This window comes from Micromonospora sp. NPDC047467 (assembly GCF_040643095.1).
Lineage (GTDB): Bacteria > Actinomycetota > Actinomycetes > Mycobacteriales > Micromonosporaceae > Micromonospora.
This window is the reverse complement of sequence record NZ_JBEYTO010000003.1, coordinates 681103-703881: the sequence shown is the minus strand read 5'-3', so window position 1 is coordinate 703881 and position 22779 is coordinate 681103. Positions and strand designations below refer to the sequence as shown.

At 70.8% G+C, this 22779-nt stretch carries 18 protein-coding genes; 11 read left to right on the top strand and 7 right to left on the bottom strand.

Going from position 1 to position 22779, the window contains the following annotated elements:
- The first annotated feature begins 145 nt into the window (after window positions 1–145).
- The 6 genes from ABZ780_RS11905 (at window position 146) to ABZ780_RS11880 (ending at window position 8037) form a co-directional block, all read left to right on the top strand.
- Window positions 146–1426, top strand: coding sequence for an extracellular solute-binding protein (locus tag ABZ780_RS11905; RefSeq protein ID WP_357011364.1), 1281 nt, complete (start codon window positions 146–148; stop codon window positions 1424–1426).
- A gap of 87 nt (window positions 1427–1513) precedes the next feature.
- Window positions 1514–2533 carry a sugar ABC transporter permease gene (locus ABZ780_RS11900; protein ID WP_357011366.1) on the top strand — a complete coding sequence of 340 codons (1020 nt, stop codon included), beginning with the start codon at window positions 1514–1516 and terminating at the stop codon, window positions 2531–2533.
- A 53-nt stretch (window positions 2534–2586) separates the two neighbouring features.
- The gene (locus ABZ780_RS11895; RefSeq protein ID WP_357011611.1) at window positions 2587–3429 is read left to right on the top strand and encodes a carbohydrate ABC transporter permease; all 843 of its coding nucleotides are present in this window, start codon (window positions 2587–2589) and stop codon (window positions 3427–3429) included.
- Entirely contained in the window at window positions 3426–5867 is a 2442-nt protein-coding gene (locus ABZ780_RS11890; protein ID WP_357485779.1) for a glycoside hydrolase family 2 protein, read from the top strand. Before ABZ780_RS11895 ends, ABZ780_RS11890 begins: the two co-directional genes overlap by 4 nt.
- Before the next feature lie 149 nt (window positions 5868–6016).
- Window positions 6017–6355 (top strand): metalloregulator ArsR/SmtB family transcription factor, encoded by a 339-nt coding sequence (locus ABZ780_RS11885; protein WP_357485778.1) that lies wholly within the window; start codon window positions 6017–6019, stop codon window positions 6353–6355.
- Window positions 6352–8037: a SulP family inorganic anion transporter gene (locus tag ABZ780_RS11880; protein WP_357485777.1), complete on the top strand. Its 1686-nt coding sequence runs from the start codon at window positions 6352–6354 to the stop codon at window positions 8035–8037. The genes ABZ780_RS11885 and ABZ780_RS11880 overlap by 4 nt, the downstream gene beginning before the upstream one ends.
- Before the next feature lie 81 nt (window positions 8038–8118).
- On the opposite strand, the gene ABZ780_RS11875 is transcribed toward ABZ780_RS11880, so the two are convergent.
- Genes ABZ780_RS11875 through ABZ780_RS11850 form a run of 6 tightly spaced genes read right to left on the bottom strand, consistent with a single transcriptional unit; the run spans window position 8119 to window position 13127 of the window.
- The gene (locus ABZ780_RS11875; protein ID WP_357485775.1) at window positions 8119–8862 is read right to left on the bottom strand and encodes a copper homeostasis protein CutC; all 744 of its coding nucleotides are present in this window, start codon (window positions 8860–8862) and stop codon (window positions 8119–8121) included.
- A gap of 50 nt (window positions 8863–8912) precedes the next feature.
- On the bottom strand, window positions 8913–9887 hold the full coding sequence (locus tag ABZ780_RS11870; protein ID WP_357485774.1) for an asparaginase: 975 nt from the start codon (window positions 9885–9887) through the stop codon (window positions 8913–8915).
- Window positions 9884–10753 (bottom strand): amino acid ABC transporter permease, encoded by an 870-nt coding sequence (locus ABZ780_RS11865; protein WP_357011380.1) that lies wholly within the window; start codon window positions 10751–10753, stop codon window positions 9884–9886. The genes ABZ780_RS11870 and ABZ780_RS11865 overlap by 4 nt, the downstream gene beginning before the upstream one ends.
- On the bottom strand, window positions 10750–11394 hold the full coding sequence (locus tag ABZ780_RS11860) for an amino acid ABC transporter permease (protein ID WP_357485772.1): 645 nt from the start codon (window positions 11392–11394) through the stop codon (window positions 10750–10752). Before ABZ780_RS11860 ends, ABZ780_RS11865 begins: the two co-directional genes overlap by 4 nt.
- Window positions 11395–11410: 16 nt before the next feature.
- Complete coding sequence (locus tag ABZ780_RS11855; RefSeq protein WP_357485771.1) at window positions 11411–12379, bottom strand: glutamate ABC transporter substrate-binding protein; 969 nt, start codon at window positions 12377–12379, stop codon at window positions 11411–11413.
- A 19-nt stretch (window positions 12380–12398) separates the two neighbouring features.
- Window positions 12399–13127 (bottom strand): amino acid ABC transporter ATP-binding protein, encoded by a 729-nt coding sequence (locus ABZ780_RS11850; RefSeq protein ID WP_357485769.1) that lies wholly within the window; start codon window positions 13125–13127, stop codon window positions 12399–12401.
- 163 nt (window positions 13128–13290) lie between these two features.
- On the opposite strand from ABZ780_RS11850, the gene ABZ780_RS11845 reads away from it, so the two are divergent.
- On the top strand, window positions 13291–14472 hold the full coding sequence (locus ABZ780_RS11845; protein WP_357485767.1) for an ROK family transcriptional regulator: 1182 nt from the start codon (window positions 13291–13293) through the stop codon (window positions 14470–14472).
- Between the two features lie 110 nt (window positions 14473–14582).
- On the opposite strand, the gene ilvD is transcribed toward ABZ780_RS11845, so the two are convergent.
- Entirely contained in the window at window positions 14583–16430 is a 1848-nt protein-coding gene (ilvD, locus tag ABZ780_RS11840; protein ID WP_357485766.1) for a dihydroxy-acid dehydratase, read from the bottom strand.
- A 110-nt stretch (window positions 16431–16540) separates the two neighbouring features.
- On the opposite strand from ilvD, the gene ABZ780_RS11835 reads away from it, so the two are divergent.
- The 4 genes from ABZ780_RS11835 (at window position 16541) to ilvC (ending at window position 22660) form a co-directional block, all read left to right on the top strand.
- Window positions 16541–18913, top strand: a complete 2373-nt coding sequence (locus ABZ780_RS11835; RefSeq protein WP_357485764.1) for a bifunctional diguanylate cyclase/phosphodiesterase — start codon at window positions 16541–16543, stop codon at window positions 18911–18913.
- Between the two features lie 185 nt (window positions 18914–19098).
- Window positions 19099–20976: an acetolactate synthase large subunit gene (locus ABZ780_RS11830; protein WP_357485762.1), complete on the top strand. Its 1878-nt coding sequence runs from the start codon at window positions 19099–19101 to the stop codon at window positions 20974–20976.
- Window positions 20977–21034: 58 nt separating this feature from the next.
- Complete coding sequence (gene ilvN, locus ABZ780_RS11825; RefSeq protein WP_089017348.1) at window positions 21035–21550, top strand: acetolactate synthase small subunit; 516 nt, start codon at window positions 21035–21037, stop codon at window positions 21548–21550.
- Window positions 21551–21646: 96 nt separating this feature from the next.
- Entirely contained in the window at window positions 21647–22660 is a 1014-nt protein-coding gene (gene ilvC, locus ABZ780_RS11820; RefSeq protein WP_357011396.1) for a ketol-acid reductoisomerase, read from the top strand.
- The last annotated feature ends 119 nt before the right edge of the window (window positions 22661–22779 follow it).

The following is a 22779-nucleotide window of genomic DNA, read 5'->3' as shown; positions in this document are numbered from 1 at the left end:
ACGCTGGGTGATGTCATTTCATGGATCGATCGGGCCGGGCGTTAACCGGCCGTTGACACTCCTGGAACCGGACCGTACGGTGGCGTAACTTATCCGGTTCAGTCAACGTCTCTCGATGTTCGGGAGCGCGCGTACGGAGGATGACATGGAACGGTCCGGGACCCGGTGGGCCCGCGCGGTCGCCGCAGGCGTCGTCGGCCTCGCCCTGATCGCCGCGTGCAGCGGCAAGAGCGGGCAGGACTCCGATGCGGCGGGCGGGCAGGTCACCTTGAAGATCAACTTTTGGGGCGACTTCGGCCTCCAGGATCTCAAGACGAAGTACGAGGCGGCCAACCCCAACGTCAAGATCCAGCTGAACTCCGGGGAGTACAACGCCCAGCACGAGGACCTGCAGAAGAAGCTGGTCGCCGGCTCCGGCGCGGCGGACATCGCCGCCGTCGACGAGGGCTTCATGGTGCAGTTCCGCAGCCAGTCGGACAAGTTCGTCAACCTGCTCGACAAGGGCGCCGGGGGGTACGAGAGCAAGTACCTGCCGTGGAAGTGGAAGCAGTCGCTCTCCGCCGACGGCAAGACCCAGATCGGTCTCGGCACCGACACCGGTGGCCTGGCGATGTGCTACCGCACCGACCTATTCAAGGCCGCCGGGCTGCCCACCGAGCGCGACCAGGTCTCCGCCCTCTGGCCCACCTGGGACAGGTTCATCGAGGTCGGCCAGGACTACACCGCCAAGAGCAACAAGAAGTTCATCGACGCCGGCAGCAACCTGTTCAACCCGATCCTCGGCCAGCAGCCGGTCGGCTTCTACAACGAACAGGACCAGCTCCAGATGGAGCAAGGTCCGAAGATCGCCTTCGACTACACCATCAGGGCGATCCAGGCCGGGCTCTCCGCCAACCTGGCCAGCTTCCAGGCCGACTGGGACAAGGGCTTCACCAGCGGCTCCTTCGCGGTGCTCGCCTGCCCTGCCTGGATGCTCGGGCACATCAAGGACACCGCCCCCGGCACCGAGGGCAAGTGGGACATCGCCGCGGTCCCCGGTGGCGGCGGCAACTGGGGTGGCTCGTTCCTGACGATCCCCAAGCAGGGCAAGAACGTCGACGAGGCGTACAAGCTGGTCGAGTGGCTGGTCCAGCCGGAGCAGCAGATCGAGATCTTCAAGAAGGTCGGCAACCTGCCCTCGCAGCCGGCCCTCTACAGCGACCCGGCCATCGCCGACTTCAAGAACCCGTTCTTCACCAACGCACCCGTCGGGCAGATCTTCCCCAAGATGGCGCAGGGCCTGACCCCGCAGTACCTGGGCAAGAAGAACGGCCCGACCCGGGTGGCCGTGGAGAACGTGCTGATCCGGGTGCAGAACAAGACCCTCAAGCCCGAGGCCGCCTGGGCCGAGGCGGTCAAGGAGGCCGAGAAGGCCAGCACCTCCTGAGCCCGTCGGCGCGGGGGTGGTCCGGGCACCGGGCCGCCCCCGCGCCACCCGCGCGTACCCCCGTCTCTTCGGCCCTGGAGTGTCCCGATGTCCACCACCCGCGCCGCGCCCGCGTCGCCGGGCCGCCGAGCCGCCGACGGGCGGCACGGCCACGGCACCGACCCGGACCACCGCCGGCCCAGTTGGCGCGACCGGCTGTACCGGTTCGACATGCGCTACATGCCGTACGTGCTGATCGCGCCCTTCTTCCTGATCTTCCTGGTGTTCGGCCTGTTCCCGCTGGTCTTCAACGGCATCGTCGCGCTGCGCAACTACCGGCTGGACGACCCGACGCTGACCGGCTGGGCCGGGCTGGCCAACTTCCGCCAACTCTTCGGCGACGAGGACTTCTGGAACGCGCTCTACAACACCTTCGGCATCTTCCTGCTCTCCTCGGTGCCACAGCTCCTGCTCGCGCTGATCGTGGCGTCGTTGCTCAACCGCCGGCTGCGGGCGCAGACCTGGTGGCGGGTCGGCGTGCTGCTGCCGTACGTCACCCCGATCGTCGCGTCGACGATGGTGTTCAGCGTCTTCTTCTCCCGCGACTTCGGGATGGCCAACTGGGTGCTCGGCCTGTTCGGCATCGGCGGTGCCGAGCCGATCAACTGGCGGGCCGACAAGCTGCATTCCTGGATTGCCATCGCCACGATGGTCAACTGGAAGTGGATCGGCTACAACGCGCTGCTCTACCTGGCCGCCATGCAGTCCATCCCGCGCGACGTCTACGAGGCCGCCGCGGTCGACGGCGCCGGCCCGTGGCGTCAGCTCTGGCGGATCACTGTGCCGATGATCCAGCCGGTGATCGTGTTCACCGTCATCCTCTCCACCATCGGCGGGTTCCAGCTCTTCATCGAGCCGATGCTCTTCGACCTCAACGCCCAGGCCGCCACTGGCGGACCCAACGGCGAGTGGCAGACCATCGCGCAGCTGATCTACAAGGTCGGCTGGAAGGACCTCAACCTCGGGTACGCCGCCGCGATGAGCTGGGCACTCTTCCTGATCATCCTGGTCGTGGCCGGGATCAACACCCTGCTGACCAACCGACTCTCCGGAGGGCGATCCAGGTGAGCGCCGTCGACACCGCACCGCCGGCCACCAGGACCCGCCGACGGGCCGCCCTGATGGGCCGCGCGCCGCAGGACACCCCGGCCGGCATCGGGACGTACCTGCTGCTGGCCACCACCATGCTCTTCGCGGCGTTCCCGCTGTACTGGATGTTCGTCATCGCCACCAGCAACGACGAGGCCCTGGCCCGGATCCCGCCGGCCGTGATCCCCGGCGACCGGTTCCTGGTCAACCTGGACGAGGTCTTCTCCCTCCAGGACGTCTACTTCGCCGCCTCGCTGGTCAACAGCGTCATCGTCTCGACCGTGGTGACAGCCTCGATGCTGTTCTTCTGCTCGCTGGCCGGGTTCGCCTTCGCCAAGCTGCGCTTCGCCGGCAGCCGCTGGCTGATGCTGTTCGTGGTGCTCACCCTCACCGTGCCCAACCAGCTCGGCGTGGTGGCGCTCTACATCGTGATGGGCAAGCTCGGCTGGAACGGCACCCTGCTGGCGGTCATCGTGCCCGGCCTGGTCACCGCGTTCGGGGTCTTCTACATGCGGCAGTTCATCCTCAACACCGTGCCCGACGAGCTGGTCGAGTCGGCCCGGATGGACGGCGCGACCACCATGCGCGTCTACCGGTCCATCGTCCTGCCGGCGATCCGGCCGGCCCTCGCGGTGCTCGGCCTGCTCACCTTCGTGGCGACCTGGAACGACTTCCAGTGGCCGCTGATCACCCTGGGCGGCACCGACTATCCGACCTCGATGGTGGCCATCTCCGACCTGGCCAGCGGCAACTACGTCATCTACCGCCGGGTCCTCGCGGGTGCGTTCGTGGCTACCATCCCCTTGCTGATCATGCTGTTCATCGGTGGACGTCAGATCGTCCGCGGAATCATGGAAGGTGCGGTGAAGTCTTGAGCCGACAGGCACTCCACGACGGCTGGACCCTGCGAGCGGCACCCGGAGCGCAGGTGCCGACCGAGATCGTCGGCCGGGTGGTGTCGGCGACCGTGCCCGGTTGCGTCCACACCGACCTGCTCGACGCCGGCCTGATCCCCGACCCGTACCTCGACGACAACGAACTGGCGCTGGCCTGGATCGGCCGCACCGACTGGGTCTACCAGACCACGTTCGTCCACCAGCCGGGCGACGACGAGCGCGTCGACCTGGTCTGCGCCGGCCTGGACACCGTCGCCACCCTCACCCTCAACGGCGTCGAGGTCGGCCGCACCGAGAACATGCACCGCGGCTACCGCTTCGACGTCGGCTCGCTGCTGCGCGACGGTGACAACGACCTGGTCGTGGCGTTCGACTCCGCGTACCGCTACGCCGAGGGGCAGCAGGAGCGACTCGGTGACCGGCCCAACGCCTATCCGGAGCCGTTCCACTTCATCCGCAAGATGGCCTGCAACTTCGGCTGGGACTGGGGGCCGACCCTGGTCACCGCCGGCATCTGGCAGGACATCGGCCTGCACGCCTGGTCCACCGCCCGGCTGGCCACCGTCCGCCCGCTTGTCACACTGGACGGTCGGGACGGGCGGGTCGAGCTGCACGTCGAGGTCGAGCGGGCCGCGGATGTCCCGCTGACCGTCCGCGCCACCGTCGCCGACGCCCACGCCGAGGTCGTCGTCCCGGTCGGGCAGCGCACGGCCGTGCTGACCCTCGCCGTCCGCGAGCCCGCACTGTGGTGGCCCCGGGGGTACGGCGAGCAGACGCGCCACCCGCTGGAGGTGACCCTGCACGCGCCGGACGGCGACACCCTGGACACCTGGTCCCACCGGATCGGCTTCCGCTCGGTGCGACTGGACACCACACCCGACGAGCACGGCACCCCGTTCGCGTTGTCGGTCAACGACGTCCCGGTCTTCGTACGCGGGGTCAACTGGATCCCCGACGACGTGTTCCCCACCCGGATCACCCGGGACCGGCTGGCGCAGCGGTTCGACCAGGCCACCGCGGCCAACATCAACCTGCTGCGGGTCTGGGGCGGCGGCCGGTACGAGTCGGCCGACTTCTACGACCTCGCCGACGAGCGCGGCCTGCTCGTCCAGCAGGACTTCCTGTTCGCCTGCGCCGCGTACCCGGAGGAGGAGCCGTTCGGCAGCGAGGTGGCCGCCGAGGCCGCCGAGCAGGTGACCCGGCTGGCGCCGTACCCGTCGCTGGTGCTCTGGACCGGCAACAACGAGAACATCTGGGGCTGGCACGACTGGGACTGGCAGCAGGCCCTCGACGGGCGCACGTGGGGGCGCGGCTACTACCTGGACGTGCTGCCCCGCATCGTCGGCGCGCTCGACCCGACCCGTCCGTACTGGCCGGGCAGCCCCTGGTCGGGCCGTGAGGAGATCCACCCCAACGACCCGGCGCACGGCACCACCCACATCTGGGACGTGTGGAACACCGACGACTACACCAAATACCGGGAGTACGTGCCGCGCTTCGTCGCCGAGTTCGGCTACCAGGCCCCACCGGCGTACGCCACGCTGCGCCGGTCCATCTCCGACGAGCCCCTCGCTCACGACTCGCCGGGCATGGCCCACCACCAGAAGGCGGCCGGCGGGGACGGCAAGCTCCAGCGCGGCCTGGACGCCCATCTGCCCGCCCCAGCCGACTTCGACGACTGGCACTACCTGACGCAGCTCAACCAGGCCCGCGCCATCCAACTCGGCGTCGAGCACTTCCGCTCGTACCGGCCGGTGTGCATGGGCACCATCGTCTGGCAGCTCAACGACTGCTGGCCGGTCACCTCCTGGTCGGCCGTCGACGGCGACGGCCGGCGCAAACCCCTGTGGTACGCGCTGCGCCGCGCGTACGCCGACCGGCTGCTCACCGTGCAGCCGCGCGACGGCGGGCTGGCGCTGGTCGCGGTGAACGAGACCGCGCAGGCATGGGCCGGGCCGGCCACCATCACCCGACTCACCCTCACCGGGGAGCCGAGGGCGAAGACGTCGGTCAACCTCGACGTCCCGGCGTACTCCTCGGTGGTGCTGGCGCTGCCGGCGGAACTGGCACGGCCGAACGAGGGCCGGCGTGAGCTGTTGGTCGCGGAAGCCGGCGACACCGCGGAGCGGGCGCTGTGGTTCTTCGCCGAGGACCGCGACGTCGAGTGGCCGGCGGCGCAGTGGGACGCGACGGTCGAGCCGGCCGATGGCGGCCAGCGGGTCCTGGTCACCGCGCGGACGGTGCTGCGCGATCTGAGCATCTTCGCGGACCGGTTGGACGCCTCGGCCGAGGTGGACAACGCCCTGGTCACCCTGCTGCCGGGTGAGTCGGTCGCCTTCACCGTGCGTGCCGACACCGCGTTGGACCCGGCGGCGCTGACCAGCCGTCCGGTGCTTCGCTGCGTCAACGACATCTGACCGGACGGGCCCTTCCTCGACCTCTCCGGTCCAGGAGGGGCCCGTCCTGGGCAACCCGGGCAACCTGGGCGGAACGCCGCGCCATCGCGATCCACCGATTGAAGACTTCTTCAAGTGCTAAAGTCTTCGTATCGATCGGGAGGATGGTCATGTCGGTCCCGCTGTACCAGGCGAAGGCGGAACTCTTCCGCACCCTCGGGCACCCGGTGCGTATCCGGGTCCTCGAACTGCTCCAGGACGGCCCCAAGCCGGTTCGCGACCTGCTCGCCGTGATCGAGGTCGAGGCCTCCAACCTCTCCCAGCAGCTCGCCGTGCTGCGCCGCGCGGGAATGGTCACCTCATACCGCGACGGCCCTCTCGTCATGTACGCCCTCAGCACCCCGGACGTGGCAGACCTGCTGGCCGCCGGGCGGCGAATCCTCGGCGCGGTCCTCACCGACCGCGACGGCCTCCTCGACGAGTTGCGCGCCACCGGCGGGGACAGGTGAGCGGCGCGATCACCGTCGTCCGCGAACGGCTTCTCGGTCTGTTGCCGGGGCGGGCCGACTGGGCGGCTGTCCATCGCTCGCCGCGTCGGGACGTGCTGGCCGGGCTCACCGTGGCGGTGGTGGCACTGCCGCTGGCCCTGGCGTTCGGCGTCACCTCCGGGCTGGGGGCCGAGGCCGGGCTGATCACCGCCGTGGTCGCCGGCGCGGTGGCCGCCGTGTTCGGCGGCTCCAACCTCCAGGTCTCCGGGCCGACCGGGGCGATGACAGTGGTCCTGGTGCCCGTGGTGCAGCAGTTCGGCGCCAAGGGCGTCCTCATGGTCGGTGCGATGGCCGGCCTGGTGCTGATCGCGCTCGCCGTGGCCCGCCTGGGCCGGTACGTCCGCTACCTACCGACCCCGGTGCTGGAGGGCTTCACCGCCGGCATCGCCGTGGTCATCGCCCTGCAACAGGTGCCGGCCGCGCTCGGCGTCACAGACGTGCACGGCGAGAAGGTCTGGGCGGTCGCCGCGAGTGCTGTCGCCCGGTTCGCCGCGCACCCGCAGCCGGCGGCGCTCGCGGTGGCCCTCGGCGTCGCGGCGCTGATGCTGCTGGGCGCCCGGTGGCGCCCCGGCCTGCCGTTCTCGCTGCTCGGCGTGGGCGCCGCCACAGTTCTCGCCGAGGTCGTGCCGGTCGACCTGATCCGCATCGGCGCGCTGCCGCAGGGCCTCCCCGCGCCCTCGCTCGGCTTCTTCGACATTGGTGCTCTCGGCGTGCTGCTGCCCAGCGCGCTCGCGGTCGCCGCGCTCGCCGCCCTGGAGAGCCTGCTCTCCGCCACCGTCGCCGACGGCATGACAGTCGGTGAACGGCACGACCCGGACCGGGAACTGTTCGGTCAGGGCCTGGCGAACCTCGCCGCCCCGATCTTCGGGGGTATCCCGGCGACCGCCGCCATCGCCCGTACGGCGGTGAACGTCCGCGCCGGGGCGGCCTCGAAGCTGGCCGCCCTCACCCACGCGATAGCCCTCGGTGCGATCGTGCTGGCCGCCGCGCCGCTTGTCGGCCGGATCCCGCTCGCCGCCCTGGCGGGGGTGCTGCTGGCCACCACGGTACGCATGGTGGAGGCCGGCTCGTTGTGGGCGTTGGCCCGGGCGACCCGGGGCGACGCCGTCGTGCTGGTGCTCACCTTCGCCGTCACAGTGATCTGGGACCTGGTGACAGCCGTCGCGGTAGGTGTCGGCGTCGCCGTGGTGCTCGCCCTGCGCGCGGTGGCCCGCAGCGCCCGACTGGAACAGGTGACCCTCGATCCCGGTGAACACAGCGCCGAGGAGTACGCGCTGCTCACCGAGCACATCGTCGCGTACCGGCTGGACGGGCCGCTCTTCTTCGCTGGGGCGCACACGTTCCTGCTCCAGCTCTCCGAGATCGCCGACGTCCGTGTCGTCATCCTGCGGATGTCCCGGGTGACCACGATGGACGCCACCGGTGCACACGTCCTCGGCGACGCGATCGGACGACTACGCGGACGCGGGATCGTCGTCCTGCTCTCCGGCATCACGCCCGCCCATGACCAGGTCCTCGCGACTCTCGGAGTGGCTGACGACCTACGTCGCGAGGGGCTGGTCTTCCCCGACACCCCGGCCGCGATCCGCTACGCCCGGGGTGCCGCGCTCACTGCGACAGCCGACCCGGCCGACGGGATGTGACGGGCTGGGGCCGGCCCTGTCCGCTGACGCGACGAGCGGCGGGTCCGAAGGAGACCCGCCGCTCGTCGAACGTGTTGCTACTCAGGCGCGGGCGGCGGCGAGCACCTGGCCGACCAGCGACCCGGACGTGCCGGACCGCTCGTACTCGGGCCGGTGCAGGGAGCCGCCCATCAGCGGGGCGGGGTTGCGGTGCACGGCCGGGCTGTCCGAGCTGACCAGGGCGGCGAAGTGGAACTCGTCGGCACCGGTCGCCTCGATGATCCGGGTGATGTTGCGCGGCGTGATGCCACCACCCGGCATCACGATGATCCGCCCGGCGGCCCGGCGGACCAGGTCGGCGATGAGCGGAGCACCCTCCAGCACGCTGACCTCCTGGCCCGAGGTGAGCACCCGGTGCACGCCCAACTCGATCAGCTGCTCCAGCGCCGCGATCGGGTCGCGGGTCATGTCGAACGCCCGGTGGAAGGTGATGCTGGCGTCGCCGGCGGCGGCGATCAACCGGCGGGTGGTCGGCACGTCCACGTCACCGTCGGCGGTCAGCGCGCCGATCACGATGCCGTGCGCGCCAGCCTCGACCGCCGCCCGTACGTCCCGCTCCATCGCCTCGATCTCCAACGGCGAGTAGATGAAGTCGCCGGCCCGTGGCCGGACGATCACGTGCACCCGGATCCGGGTGACGGCGCGCAGAGTCGTCTCGATGGTGCCCAGGCTGGGGGTCAGCCCGCCATCGAAGAGCGCGGAGCACAGCTCCACCCGGGCGGCGCCGGCCTCCTCGGCGGCGACCGCTCCCTCGACGCTGTCGATGCAGATCTCGAATGTGCTCATGACTGTTCCTTTTCGGTGCGGGACGGGGCCGATTCGGGTGCGAGACGCGTTTATTCGATGACGGCGGTGACCGCGCCGACGGGTTCGCCGCCACCGAGCACCGGCACCCGGCGCAGTGCGTCGGCTCCGCCCACCGGTACGCCCACGGTGTCGAGCGCGGCGAGCGCGATGGCGGTGGTGGCTCGGGGTGAGCCGTCGATGACCTTCACCGCCACGGCGTGACCGTCCGGGGCCGCCACCGCGAGCACGCCCTCGGCCCCGCCCTTGGCGAGCACACCGGGCAGTGCCCGCATCAGGTCGGTGTTCGGGTGCCCGTGCCAACCGCCCACGTACTCCGGGTGTTGGCGCATGGCCTGCGCCACCAGCGCCTCGTCGCTCCCGGCCGGCGCGGCGACCAACGCCTGGAACGTGCGGGCCAGGCCGGTCAGCGGCAGACCGAACAGCGGCGCGCCGCAGCCGTCGACCGCGTGGTGCGCGATCGGCGTGCCGGCCAGCCGGGCGACCGTCGCGGCGGTCTCCCGCTGCAACGGGTGATTCGGGTCGAGATAGTCGTGCGTGCTCCAGGACCGGGCGACGCAGGCGACAAGCATCGCGGCGTGCTTGCCGGAGCAGTTCATCCGGATCCGTTCGCGCTGCCCACCGGCGCGGATCAGCCGGTCCCGGGTCTGCTCGTCCTCCGGCCAGTCCGCCGGGCAGCCGAGCGCGTCCTCGGTCAGGCCGGCGCCGGCGAGCATCACCCGGACCACCTCGACGTGCCGGTCGTCGCCGGTGTGGCTGCCGGCGGCCAGGGCCAGCGCCGGGCCGGTCAGCGGGTCGACGCCGTCCAGCCCGGTGGCCGCGACCCGACAGGCCAACGCCTGCACCGGCTTCAGGGTGGAGCGGGGGAGCACCGGCTCGTCGGGCACGCCGGCGGCGAGGACGATCTCGCCGTTCGGGGCGAGCACCACGGCGCTGCCGTAGTGCCTGCTCTCGACGAAGCCGTTCCGGACGACCCGGGCCAGTTCGGCGTAGCGGAAGGTGGTCACCGGGGGCTGTTCCCTTCGATGAGCGGCGGGGGCAGGTCCGCGCTCCGTCGTCCACGCCGGCCGCCGAAGCGGCCGTTGCGGGCCTGGAGCACGCGGGCGAACTTCGACAGCGAGGCGTTGACCACCAGGTAGATCAGCGCCACCACCATGAACGTCTGGATCAGCAGGTGGGTGTAGGAGGAGAGCACCTGACCGCTGTAGAGCAACTCGGTGTAGCTGACCACGAAGCCGAGCGAGGTGTCCTTGAGCAGCCCGACCAGCTGGCTGACCAGGGACGGGGCGAGCTGGACCAGCGCCTGGGGCAGCACCACCAGCGCCATCACCTGCCCACGACGCAGCCCGACGGCGAGGCCGGCCTCGGTCTGCCCACGGTCCAGGGCCAGGATGCCGGCGCGGAAGATCTCGGCGAACGCCGCCGAGTTGGAGACCACCAGCGGCACCACGAGCTTCCAGAACAGCGGGAAGTTCATGCCGTACTGCGGCAGGGCGAACAGCGTCACGTAGATCAGCAGCAGGGTGGGGACGGTTCGGAAGATCTCCACGTACGCGCCGGACAGCCAGCGCAGCGGTCGATGCACCGACAGCCGGCCGAGCGCCAGCAGCAACCCGAGCGCGGCGCTGAGCACGGCCGTCGCGGCGGCCGCGCGCACGGTGGCCCACAGCCCGTTGAGCAGGTACCGCCAGATCGGCCAGGTGGTGAACGGCTCCCACCGCTCGGCGGCCAGCTCGCCGTGGCTGGCGAACTGGTACACGGCCGCGACGATCGCCCCGGCCAGGACGACGGCGCCCAGCACCGTGGCGATCCGGATCCGTCGCCGGGCACGGGGGCCGGGCTCGTCGAAGAGAATCTGTTGGGCCTGGTTCATCGGACGATCGCCAGCCTTCGTTCGAGCAAGCCGGTGACCTGACCGATGATCAACGCCAGCAGCATGTAGGCGAGACCCGCGCCGGTGAAGACGGCGATCGGCTGAGCCTCGACGAGGTTTACAGTGTTGGCCGCCTGGGTCAGCTCGACGATTCCGACGACGGCGGCCAGTGAGGTGTTCATCAGCAGCGCGATGCAGATGTTGCCGATCGGCTGGATCACCGCCCGCAGTCCCTGCGGCAGGATCACGTGCCGCAGGGACTGACCGAAGGTGAGCCCGATGGCCCGCGCGGCCTCAGCCTGGCCGACGCCGACCGTGTTGATCCCGGCCCGGATCGCCTCCGCCAGGTACGCCCCCTCGTACACGGCGATGACGATCGCGGCCGAGGTGAACAGCGGGAACGTGATTCCGATGGCCGGCAGCGCGAAGACGAAGAGCACCAGGAGAGCCAGCAGCGGCAGGTTCTGGAACACCTCGACGTACGCCGTGCCGATGGCGCGCAGCAGTGGGACGGGAGCGATCCGCAGGGTCGCTACGAGGATGCCCAGCAGCATCGCGCCGATGGTGGTCACGACGGTCAGTTCGACCGTCGTGACCAGGCCGTGGCCGAGCTCGCTCAGGTGGGCGGTGAGGGCGTCCATCGGTACGAGAGGATGCTCAGGAGCCGTCGGCGGAACCGAGGGCAGGCGGGGTGGGGGCCCCACCCTCCACGACTGAACCGAGGGTGCCCTCCCAGACCTTGGCCCACGTGCCGTCGGCCTGGATCTTCTTCAGCCAGTTGTTGACGAACTCCTTGAACTGCGCGTCCTCCCGGTTGAGGCCGATGCCGTACGCCTCCGTGGTGAACGGCTCGCCGACCACCTTCATCCCCGGGTTCGCCTGGGCGCCCGAGGCGAGCAGCGTGAAGTCCTGCACGTACGCGTCGCCGCGCTTCTGGAGCAGGGCCTGCAACGCCTGCGGGTCGGTGCCGAAGGCGATCTGCTTCGAGCCGGGGGCGGCCGACGGCAGCGCGGTGACCGCGGGGGTGTTCGCCCCGACGATGACGGTCTTGCCGGCGAGGTCCTTGACGCTCTTGATCGAGGTGTCGTCCTTGCGGACCCCGACCGCCAGGCCGGAGGTGAGGTACGGCCCGGCGAAGGCGACCTGGGTGGCCCGCTGCGGGGTGATGGTGTACGTCTGGAAGACCGCGTCGACCGACTTGGCCTGGAGCATGGCCTCCCGGGTCTGGGTGCCGATGGTCGTCGTCTTCACCTCGGGCTTGCCGATGATGTACTTCGCCAGCAGCTTGGCCATGTCGGCGTCGAAGCCTTCGATGGTGCCGCTCACCGGGTTCTGCTGGGCGAGCAGCGGCGCGTCGAGAGATCCGCCGATGTTCAGGTAGCCGCGCTTGCGGATCGCATCCATGGTGGAACCGGCCGGGATCTCGGCGTCGGTGGCCACGGGGGCTGCGTCGTACACCGACTGGGCGACCACACCGTCGCCGCCCAGGCCGGAGTCGCCGGGCAGCTTCGGCGCGCTGCTGTCGCCGTCACCGCCGCAGCCGGTGGCGACGAGGGCCACCGCCACCGCCGTTGCGGTGAGGGCGAGCGAGCGCCGCCGGGTGAGGCTCTTCTGGAAAATTGACATGACACCCTCCCGTTGGGGGCTAGTGCTGGAGGATCTTGGAAAGGAAATCGCGGGCCCGCTCGGAGCGCGGAGCTGCGAAGAATTCGTCGGGGGCGCCGGATTCGACGATGCGACCGTCGTCCATGAAGACGACCCGGTCGGCGGCGCGGCGGGCGAAGCCCATCTCGTGGGTGACCACGATCATGGTCATCCCCTCGGCGGCGAGGGAGACCATCACGTCGAGCACCTCGTTGACCATCTCCGGGTCGAGGGCCGAGGTCGGCTCGTCGAAGAGCAGCACCTTCGGCTGCATCGCCAGTGCCCGGGCGATCGCGGCCCGCTGCTGCTGCCCGCCGGAGAGCTGGGCGGGGTGGTGGTTCGCCTTGTCGGCGATGCCGACGCGTTCCAGCAGGTTCATGGCCTGCTGACGCGCCTCGGGCCGGGCGATCCTGCGGACCCGGGTAGGGCCGAGGGTGACGTTGTCCAGCACCGTCTTGTGCCCGAAGAGGTTGAAGGACTGGAAGACCATGCCGACGTCGGCGCGCAGTCGGGCCAGCGCGCGACCTTCGGCCGGCAGCGGCTCACCGTCGATCTCGATGGCGCCCTGCCCGATCGTCTCCAGCCGGTTGAGGCAGCGGCACAGGGTCGACTTGCCGGAGCCGGACGGCCCCACCACGACGACCACCTCGCCGGCTGCCACCGTGAGGTCGATGTCCTTGAGCACGTGCAGCGGACCGAACCACTTGTGCAGGCCGCGTACCGACACCATCGGTCGGTCCGCACCCGTCGTCCCCGGTGCCACCACCCGGCCCCACTTTCTTCGACCACCGAACTAAGTCGGCTTCATATCGAACCAACAGCGACAGTTAAAGGTAGCGCGCAAACTAAGTCAACTGGTTGCCTGAATTAACTGGGGGTGCTAAGAAGCTGACGTGACGATTGACGAGGCGCCACGCGAAGCCCTCCGCAGCAGCCCCCGGGATTTGCTGCGTTGGGTCGCTACCGGGGCGGCCGTCAGTCGTGCCGACCTGTCCCGGCTCTCCGGGCTGTCCCCCTCGACGGTTTCCCAACGGGTCGAGGCGTTGATCAGCCAGGGGCTGCTGGAGGAGACCGGCGCTGGGCGGTCCCGTGGCGGCCGGCGACCGCGCCAGCTCGCCGTACCCACCGGCGGTGCCGTGGTCGGCGCGATCGACCTCGGCGCGCACCACGCCCGTGTCGGCACACTGGATCTCTCCGGGCGGGTGGTGCGGGCCCGCACCCTGCCGGTACGCATCGAGGACGGCCCGGAGGAGGTGCTCGGCGCGCTGCTGGCCGAGGTCTCCGCGCTGGTGGCCGGTGGCACGTCAGCGGCTACCGGTGACGCGCCGTCGGCGGGCGTGCTGCGCGGCGTCGGCGTCGGCATCCCCGGCCCGGTGCAGCACGCCACCGGACGGATCGTCAGCCCGTCCCGGATGCCCGGCTGGAACGGCTTCGACGTCGCCGCGTTCTGCGCCGACCGGATCGAGGCGCCGATCATTGTGGACAACGACGCCAACCTGATGGCGCTGGGCGCGCACCGCACGGCACATTCCGAACTGGACCACGCGGTCTACATCAAGGCCGGCACCGGGATCGGCTCCGGAGTGATCTCCAGTGGACAGCTGCACCGGGGCGCACAGGGCTCGGCCGGGGACATCAGCCACTGCCGGGTGGTCGCCGACCCGGCGCCCGCGTGCAGTTGCGGCAATTCCGGCTGCCTGGAGGCGGTAGCCAGCGGCGCGGCCCTGGTCACCGCGCTCCGTGAGCAGGGCGTGCCGGTCGACGACCTGACCGGCGTGATCCGCCTGATCGACGACGGCGACCTGCACGCCACCGCGCTCGCCCGGCAGGCCGGCCGGGCCATCGGCGAGATCCTGGCCGTGGTGGTCAACTTCTTCAACCCGCAGGTGGTGGCCATCGGCGGCCGACTGGCCGACTGTGAACCGCTGATGGCCAGCATGCGGGCCACCCTCTACGAGCGGTGCCTACCGCTGGCCATTCAGACCCTGCTCATCGAGCGGGTCACCACCGGCCAGGACGTCGGCATCACCGGCGCCGCCCACCTGGTGATCGACCACGTCGTAGCGGTCAACTGACCGCTCCTCGGGCAGCGCTGATCACCACGAGATCGCCGATATCGCGGTATCCCGTCGACCGGATACCCCAACATCGGCGATCTCGTGGTGATCTAGCGGCCTCGGGCTTGTTACTCCGGGACGCGGCGGTACGCGCCGTCGCTGGCCGAGGTGGCCATCGAGGCGTACGCCCGCAGCGCCGCCGACACCGGCCGCTGCCGGTTGGTCGGGGTGTACGGCTTGTCGCGCTTCTCCTCGGCCACCCGTCGCGCCTCAATCTCCTCGGCCGGCACGTTGAGCTCGATGGAACGGCCGGGGATGTCGATGACGATCTCGTCGCCCTCGCGGACCAGGGCGATCAGCCCACCGGAGGCGGCCTCGGGGGAGGCGTGCCCGATGGAGAGCCCGGAGGTGCCGCCGGAGAAACGGCCGTCGGTGAGCAGCGCGCAGGACCGGCCCAGCCCCCGACCCTTGAGGAACGAGGTCGGGTAGAGCATCTCCTGCATGCCGGGGCCGCCCTTCGGGCCCTCGTACCGGATCACCACCACGTCACCGGCGACGATCTCCTTGGCGAGGATCGCGGTCACGGCGTCGTCCTGGGACTCGTAGACCTTCGCCGGCCCGCGGAAGGTCAGGCAGTCATCCGGCACGCCGGCGGTCTTCACCACGCAGCCGTCCGGGGCCAGGTTGCCGCGCAGGATGGCCAGGCCGCCGTCGGCGGAGTACGCGTGCTCAAGGTCGCGGATGCAGCCCTCGGCGGCGTCGGTGTCCAGGGACGACCAGCGGTTGGTGGTGGAGAACGGTTGGGTGGTGCGCACCCCGCCGGGGGCGGCGTGGAACAGCTCGACCGCCGTCGGCGTGGGCGAGCCGCTGCGGACGTCCCAGTCGGTCAGCCACTGCGCCAGCGAGGGGGAGTGCACGGCGTGCACGTCCCGGTTGAGCTGCCCGGCCCGGTCCAGCTCGCCGAGGATCGCCGGAATGCCGCCGGCCCGGTGCACGTCCTCCATGTGGTACTTGGGCGAGTTCGGTGCGACCTTCGCCAGGCACGGCACCCGTCGGGAGATGGCGTCGATGTCGGCGACGCCGAAGTCCATCTCCGCCTCGCGGGCGGCGGCGAGCAGGTGCAGCACCGTGTTGGTGGAGCCGCCCATCGCCACGTCCAGGGCGACCGCGTTCTCGAAGGCGGCCTTGGAGGCGACGATGCGGGGCAGGACGGAGTCGTCGTCACCGTCGTACCACCGCTTGGAGATCTCCACGATGGTGCGGCCGGCCTCGACGAAGAGCGACCGGCGCGCGGCGTGGGTGGCAAGCGTCGAGCCGTTGCCGGGCAGCGCCAGGCCGATCGCCTCGGTGAGGCAGTTCATCGAGTTGGCGGTGAACATGCCGGAACAGGAGCCGCAGGTGGGGCAGGCGGAGCGCTCGATCTCGCCGAGCTGCTCATCGGTGACCGCCTCGTTGGAGGAGGCGATCATCGCGTCGATCAGGTCGATCTTGCTGTGCACGACGCCCTCGATCGCCGTCGTCTTGCCGGCCTCCATCGGACCGCCGGAGACGAAGACGGTCGGGATGTTGAGGCGCAACGCGGCCAGCAGCATGCCCGGGGTGATCTTGTCGCAGTTCGAGATGCAGACCAGGGCGTCGGCGCAGTGCGCGTTGACCATGTACTCCACCGCGTCGGCGATCAACTCCCGGCTGGGCAGCGAGTAGAGCATGCCGCCGTGGCCCATCGCGATGCCGTCGTCGACCGCGATGGTGTTGAACTCACGCCCCACCCCGCCGGCCTCGGCGACCGCGTCCGCGACCAGGCCACCCATGTCCTTCAGGTGTACGTGACCAGGCACGAACTGGGTGAAACTGTTGGCGATGGCGACGATCGGCTTGCCGAAATCGTCGTCGGTCATCCCGGTGGCCCGCCAGAGGGCCCGGGCGCCGGCCATCGTCCGACCGTGTGTGGAGGTCCTCGACCGCAGCTCAGGCATGCGTACCAGCATGACACCGTTGGCGCACTGGCCGTCCGGCGAATGTGCCGTGTCCCAACAGATGCACATCCAGTCCCCCACGACGCGCGGCCATCCGGCACTCTTGAGACGTGCATCTCCCCCCGGGCATGGTCGCGGTCGCGGCGCTGAGCGGGCTGGTCGCCGTCACTGCCACCGTGCTGCTGACCGTGGTCGCCCGGCAGCGCACGGGGCCGCGTCGGCCAGCGCACGTGCTGCTCGCGGTGGCCGCCGGGACGTCCCTGCTCAGCATGTTGGCCGGTGTGGTGGCCGTGCTCTCCGCGAGCGACCACTGGGCACACGAGCAGGGTCTGCGCACCGGCTGGGCCACCGCGGCGGCGATCGGCACCGCGCTGAGCGGGCTGGCCTTCGCGGCCGGTCTGCTCCGGCTGCCGGGGGTGGCCGCCACCGCGGCGGGCACCGCCCGGCTCGCCCTGGACGGCGTGACCATGGCGGCGGCGCTGTGGTTCGTCGGCTGGGTGCTCTTCTCCGAGCCGACCCGGCTGCTGGGCGCCGCCACCCCGATGGCCTGCCCGGCGATCCTGGTGGCCACGGTGAGCGCCGCACTCGGTGCCGGGCTCGCCGTGATCGTGGTCTTCCGGGCCGCCGCCCCGCGCTGGCGGCTGGCCGTGCTCGCCGCCGGGATCAGCGCGGTGAGCTGCGGTGGGCTGGGCCTCAGCGCCGGGCTCTGCCAGTCCGGGCCGACCATGGCGTTGACCGGTGCGGTGGTGCTCGCCGCCGGTCTGCTGGCCGTCGCGCTCGCGGTGTACCGGGACGACCGGCTCGGGCAAATCGAGTTGGACCTGATCGGGCGTGACGGCGAGTACGCGGTGGCCCCAATGGTGGCGATGGCGGCGTCGGCGATGTACCACCTCCTGCAGGACGGCCGGTTCACCGCGCCGGGCATCGTGGCCGGCACCGTGGAGGGCTTCGCGCTGGTGGCCCGGCAGTACCTCACCCTCAAGGACGTCCGGGACTACGCCGGCCGGCTGGCCGAGCGGGAGGCGCACTTTCGTGAGCTGGCGCACACCGACCCGTTGACGTCGCTGGCCAACCGGCGGGGTCTGCTGCGCGCGTTGCACGACAGCGCGGCGGCCGGCACCCCGTGCGTCCTGCTCAGCCTCGACCTGGACGGCTTCAAGCACGTCAACGACATGCGCGGCCACGACGTGGGCGACACCGTCCTGGCCGAGGTGGGCAGCCGACTGCGCGGCAACCTGCGCCCCGGCGACGTCGCGGCCCGGCTCGGCGGCGACGAGTTCGCCGTGCTCATGCCGGCCCGGCCGGCCGAGGCGGACCGGGTCGCCGAGCGGCTGCTGGGGGTGCTCAACCGGCCGTACGACCAGGAGGAGGGGCCGGTCTTCCTGTCGGTGAGCATCGGGGTGGCCGGGTGGGCGGGCGAGCCGGACGTGGACCTGCTGCTGCGCCACGCCGACCTGGCGTTGCGCTACGCCAAGCAGCGCGGAAAGAACCGGATCGAGCGCTACGACGCCGCGTACGACCAGTTGCTGCGCCGGCGCACGACGCTGGAGCACGAGCTGCGTGGCGCCATCGAGCGCGACGAGCTGCGGCTGGCCTTCCAGCCGGTGGCGTCGCTGCCGTCGGTGCGGCCGGTCGGCGCCGAGGCGCTGCTCCGCTGGCGCCACCCCGAGCTGGGCAACGTCCGTCCGGACGAGTTCATCCCGCTCGCCGAGGAGTGCGGCATGATCGGCACACTCGGCGCCTGGGTGCTGCACCAGGCCTGCTACCAGCTCTCCCGGTGGCTGGCCGACGGGCACGACGTCTGGGTCTCGGTGAATGTCTCCCCCCGTGAGCTGCACGCCCCGGAGTACGTGGTCCAGGTCGCCGAGGCGCTGCGCGCCCACCACGTGCCGCCGCAGCGGCTTGTGCTGGAGGTCACCGAACACGCGGTCGCCACCGACCTGGACGAGCTGATCCGGCGGCTGACCGCGCTGCGGCTGACCGGTGTGCGGATCGCCCTGGACGACTTCGGCGCCGGCTACTCCTCGCTGGGGCAGCTGCGCCGGCTGCCGATCGACATTCTCAAGATCGACCACAGTCTGGTGGCCGAGCACGAGCCGGTCCGCCCGGTGGGCAGGGAGGGCCCGGCGTTCGCGCCCATGGTCGACATCGTGATGCGGCTGGGCCACCAGTTGGGGCTGGAGGTCATCGCCGAGGGTGTGACCACGCCCACCGAGTTGGCCGCGGTGGTGGCCGCCGGCTGCCGGTTCGGCCAGGGCGCGCTCTTCGGCTGGGGAGTGCCGGCCGAGCACCTGGAGGCGATGCTGGAGGCGGCCACCTCGCCGGGTGCCCGGCCCGGCCCGCTGCCCGCTCCGCGCCGGGTTCCGGGCGGTTCCGAGCAGGTCATCCCCTCTGGTGGTGGCGCGTCGTCGGCCGACGCGCCGTCGTCCGTTGACCAACATGTGAGATCAGTTGACTCATCGCGTGAGATGCGTCAGGCTTAGCCGCATGTCGTCGTACCGGTCGCGAGTACTTACCTGAGCGCACTCTCCCTCACCGAGAGTGCGCTGGCCCCGTGCATCTGCACGAGGGCCGTTTTTATTGCCGTCGGAACCTGTCGCGACGGGCCCCGCCCGTCGCCGCATCGCTGAACAAGCCCCAGCCATTCCAGCCGAAGGCCAGAACCGCCATGACGAGACCCACGCCCGAGACACTCGCCCACACCGCCCGGCGGGCCCGCGCGGCCGAGCCGGCCGGCACCGTCGACCCCGCCGCACGCGCCGCCGCCGTTCCGGCCGCCCCGGCGGTACGGCCATCCGCCCCGACCGAGGTCTCCGGCGCCGGTTCGCTGGTGCGGTCCCTGGAAGCGCTCGGCGTCGACGTCGTCTTCGGTATCCCGGGCGGCGCGATCCTGCCGGCGTACGACCCGCTCTACGACTCCAGCGTCCGGCACATCCTGGTCCGCCACGAGCAGGGCGCCGGTCACGCGGCGACCGGGTACGCGCAGGCCACCGGCAAGGTCGGCGTCTGCATCGCGACCTCCGGCCCGGGTGCGACAAACCTGGTCACGCCGATCGCCGACGCGTACATGGACTCGGTGCCGATGGTGGCGATCACCGGCCAGGTGGCCCGCCCGTCGATCGGCACCGACGCCTTCCAGGAGGCGGACATCCAGGGCATCACCCTGCCGATCACCAAGCACAACTTCCTCGTGCAGAGCCCCGAGGAGATCCCGCAGGTGCTGGCGGAGGCGTTCCACCTGGCCAGCACCGGCCGGCCCGGCCCGGTGCTGGTCGACATCCCCAAGGACGTGCTCCAGGCGCCGACGACCTTCGTCTGGCCGCCCACGCTGGACCTGCCCGGCTACCGGCCCACCCTGAACCCGCACGGCAAGCAGATCCGGGAGGCGGCCCGCCTGATCGCCGCCGCCCGCCGGCCGGTGCTCTACGTCGGTGGCGGTGTGCTCAAGGCCGGCGCCACCGACGGGCTGCGCCGGCTCGCCGAGCTGACCGGCGTCCCGGTGGTCACCACCCTGATGGCGCTCGGCGCCTTCCCCGACTCGCATCCGCAGCATCTGGGGATGCCCGGCATGCACGGCACCGTCGCCGCCGTGTACGGCCTGCAGAAGGCCGATCTGATCGTCGCGCTCGGCGCCCGCTTCGACGACCGCGTCACCGGCAAGCTGGACTCGTTCGCTCCGGACGCGACGGTGGTGCACGCCGACATCGACCCGGCCGAGATCGGCAAGAACCGGCACGCGGACGTCCCGATCGTCGGCGACGCGAGGCACGTCATCGACGAGCTGATCGCCGCGGTGACCGTCGAGCGGTCGGCGGGGCACACCACCGACCTGGCTGACTGGTGGACCCAGCTGGACGACCTGCGCAACCGCTACCCGCTGGGCTACGACGAGCCGTCCGACGGCACGCTCTCCCCGCAGTACGTGATCAAGCGGCTGGGCGAGATCGTCGGTCCGGACGCGATCTTCGTGGCCGGGGTGGGGCAGCACCAGATGTGGGCGTCCCAGTTCATCTCGTACGAGAAGCCGTACACCTGGTTGAACTCCGGCGGGCTCGGCACGATGGGCTACGCGGTGCCGGCCGCGATGGGCGCGAAGGTCGGCAAGCCGGACACGGTGGTGTGGGCGGTGGACGGCGACGGCTGCTTCCAGATGACCAACCAGGAGTTGGCCACCTGCGCGCTGGAGGGCATCCCGGTCAAGATCGCCGTGATCAACAACGGCAATCTCGGCATGGTCCGGCAGTGGCAGACGCTGTTCTACAACGAGCGCTACTCCAACACCGAGCTCGGCACCCACAAGCACCGCATTCCCGACTTCGTCAAGCTCGCCGAGGCCCTGGGCTGCGTCGGGCTGCGCTGTGAGAACGCCGACGACGTGGACAAGACCATCGCCGCGGCCATGGCGATCAACGACGCTCCGGTGGTGATCGACTTCGTGGTCGGCAAGGACGCCATGGTCTGGCCGATGGTCGCCGCCGGCACCAGCAACGACGAGATCATGTTCGCCCGCGGCGTTCGCCCGGCCTTCGACGAGGACGACATCTAGTCATGACCGAATGCACCGAGCGAAGCGAGGGCCATGAGGGCATGACAAAGGAGACGCAGTGACCATGCACACCCTGTCCGTGCTCGTGGAGAACAAGCCTGGCGTGCTCGCCCGCGTCTCCGGCCTGTTCTCGCGGCGCGGGTTCAACATCGACAGCCTCGCCGTCGGCGAGACCGAGAACCCGGACGTCTCCCGGATCACGATCGTGGTCAACGCCGAGTCGTCCCCACTGGAGCAGGTCACCAAGCAGCTCAACAAGCTGGTCAACGTGCTCAAGATCGTTGAGCTGGACCCGCAGGTCTCGGTCGCCCGGGAGTTGCTGCTGGTGAAGGTCCGCGCCGACCGGTCCGCACGGACCCAGGTGCTGGAGACGGTCAACCTGTTCCGCGCCCGGGTGGTCGACGTGGCACCGGACACGCTGACCATCGAGGCCACCGGCACCCCCGACAAGCTCGACGCGCTGCTGCGCGACCTCGAGCCCTTCGGCATCAAGGAAATGGTCCAGTCCGGGCTGGTGGCGATCGGGCGCGGCTCGCGTTCGATCACCGCCGGTCCCGCCCTGCGGGCCGCCTGACCCGCCGCCGGTCGGCCCTGGCGAAGGGCCGTCCTCCGAACCCATCCGCACACACCACGACGGGCCGCCCGGGCCGTCGTACGAAAGGGAAGTCTCATGAGCGTTGAGGTTTACTACGACGACGATGCCGACCTCGGCCTGATCCAGGCCAAGAAGGTCGCGGTGATCGGCTACGGCAGCCAGGGCCACGCCCACGCGCTGTCGCTGCGCGACTCCGGCGTCGACGTGGTGATCGGTCTGCCGGAGGGCTCGAAGAGCCGTCCCAAGGCCGAGGAGCAGGGCCTGCGGGTGCTCACGCCGGCGCAGGCCGCGGCCGAGGCTGACGTGATCATGGTGCTCGCGCCGGACACCGCCCAGCGCTCGCTCTACACCGAGTCGATCGCCCCGCACCTCGCCCCGGGCAAGGCCCTCTTCTTCGGCCACGGCTTCAACATCCGGTACGGCCTGATCAAGCCGCCGGCCGAGGTGGACGTCGCCATGGTCGCGCCGAAGGGCCCCGGCCACCTGGTTCGTCGCCAGTACTCCGACGGCAAGGGCGTGCCCTGTCTGGTCGCCGTCGAGCAGGACGCCAGCGGCAACGCGCTCGCGCTCGCGCTGGCGTACGCCAAGGGGATCGGCGGCACCCGCGCCGGTGCGATCAAGACCACCTTCACCGAGGAGACCGAGACCGACCTCTTCGGTGAGCAGGCGGTGCTCTGCGGCGGTGCGGCGGCGCTGGTGCAGACCGGTTTCGAGGTGCTCACCGAGGCCGGCTACGCGCCGGAGGTGGCCTACTTCGAGTGCCTGCACGAGCTGAAGCTGATCGTCGACCTCATGTACGAGGGCGGCATCGCGAAGATGCGGTACAGCATCTCCGACACCGCCGAGTACGGCGACCTCTCCCGTGGCCCGCGCATCATCGACGCCCGGGTCAAGGAGGAGATGCGCAAGATCCTCGGTGAGATCCAGTCCGGCGAGTTCGCCCGCGAGTGGGTCGCCGAGGACGAGGCGGGCCGGCCCAACTTCACCAAGTGGCAGGCCGAGGGCGCGGCGCACCCGATCGAGGAGACCGGCGCGAAGCTGCGCGGCATGATGAGCTGGGTCGACCGCCCGATCACCGAAACCGCCTGACAGGTTCCGCAGCACCGTCCAGCCGTCCCGAGCGGTGGATGGTCCACCGACGGCCGGTGACCGGGCGCTCTCCCCAGCGCGGGTCACCGGCCGTCGGCCGTGCACGTGGCCGCTGCCGA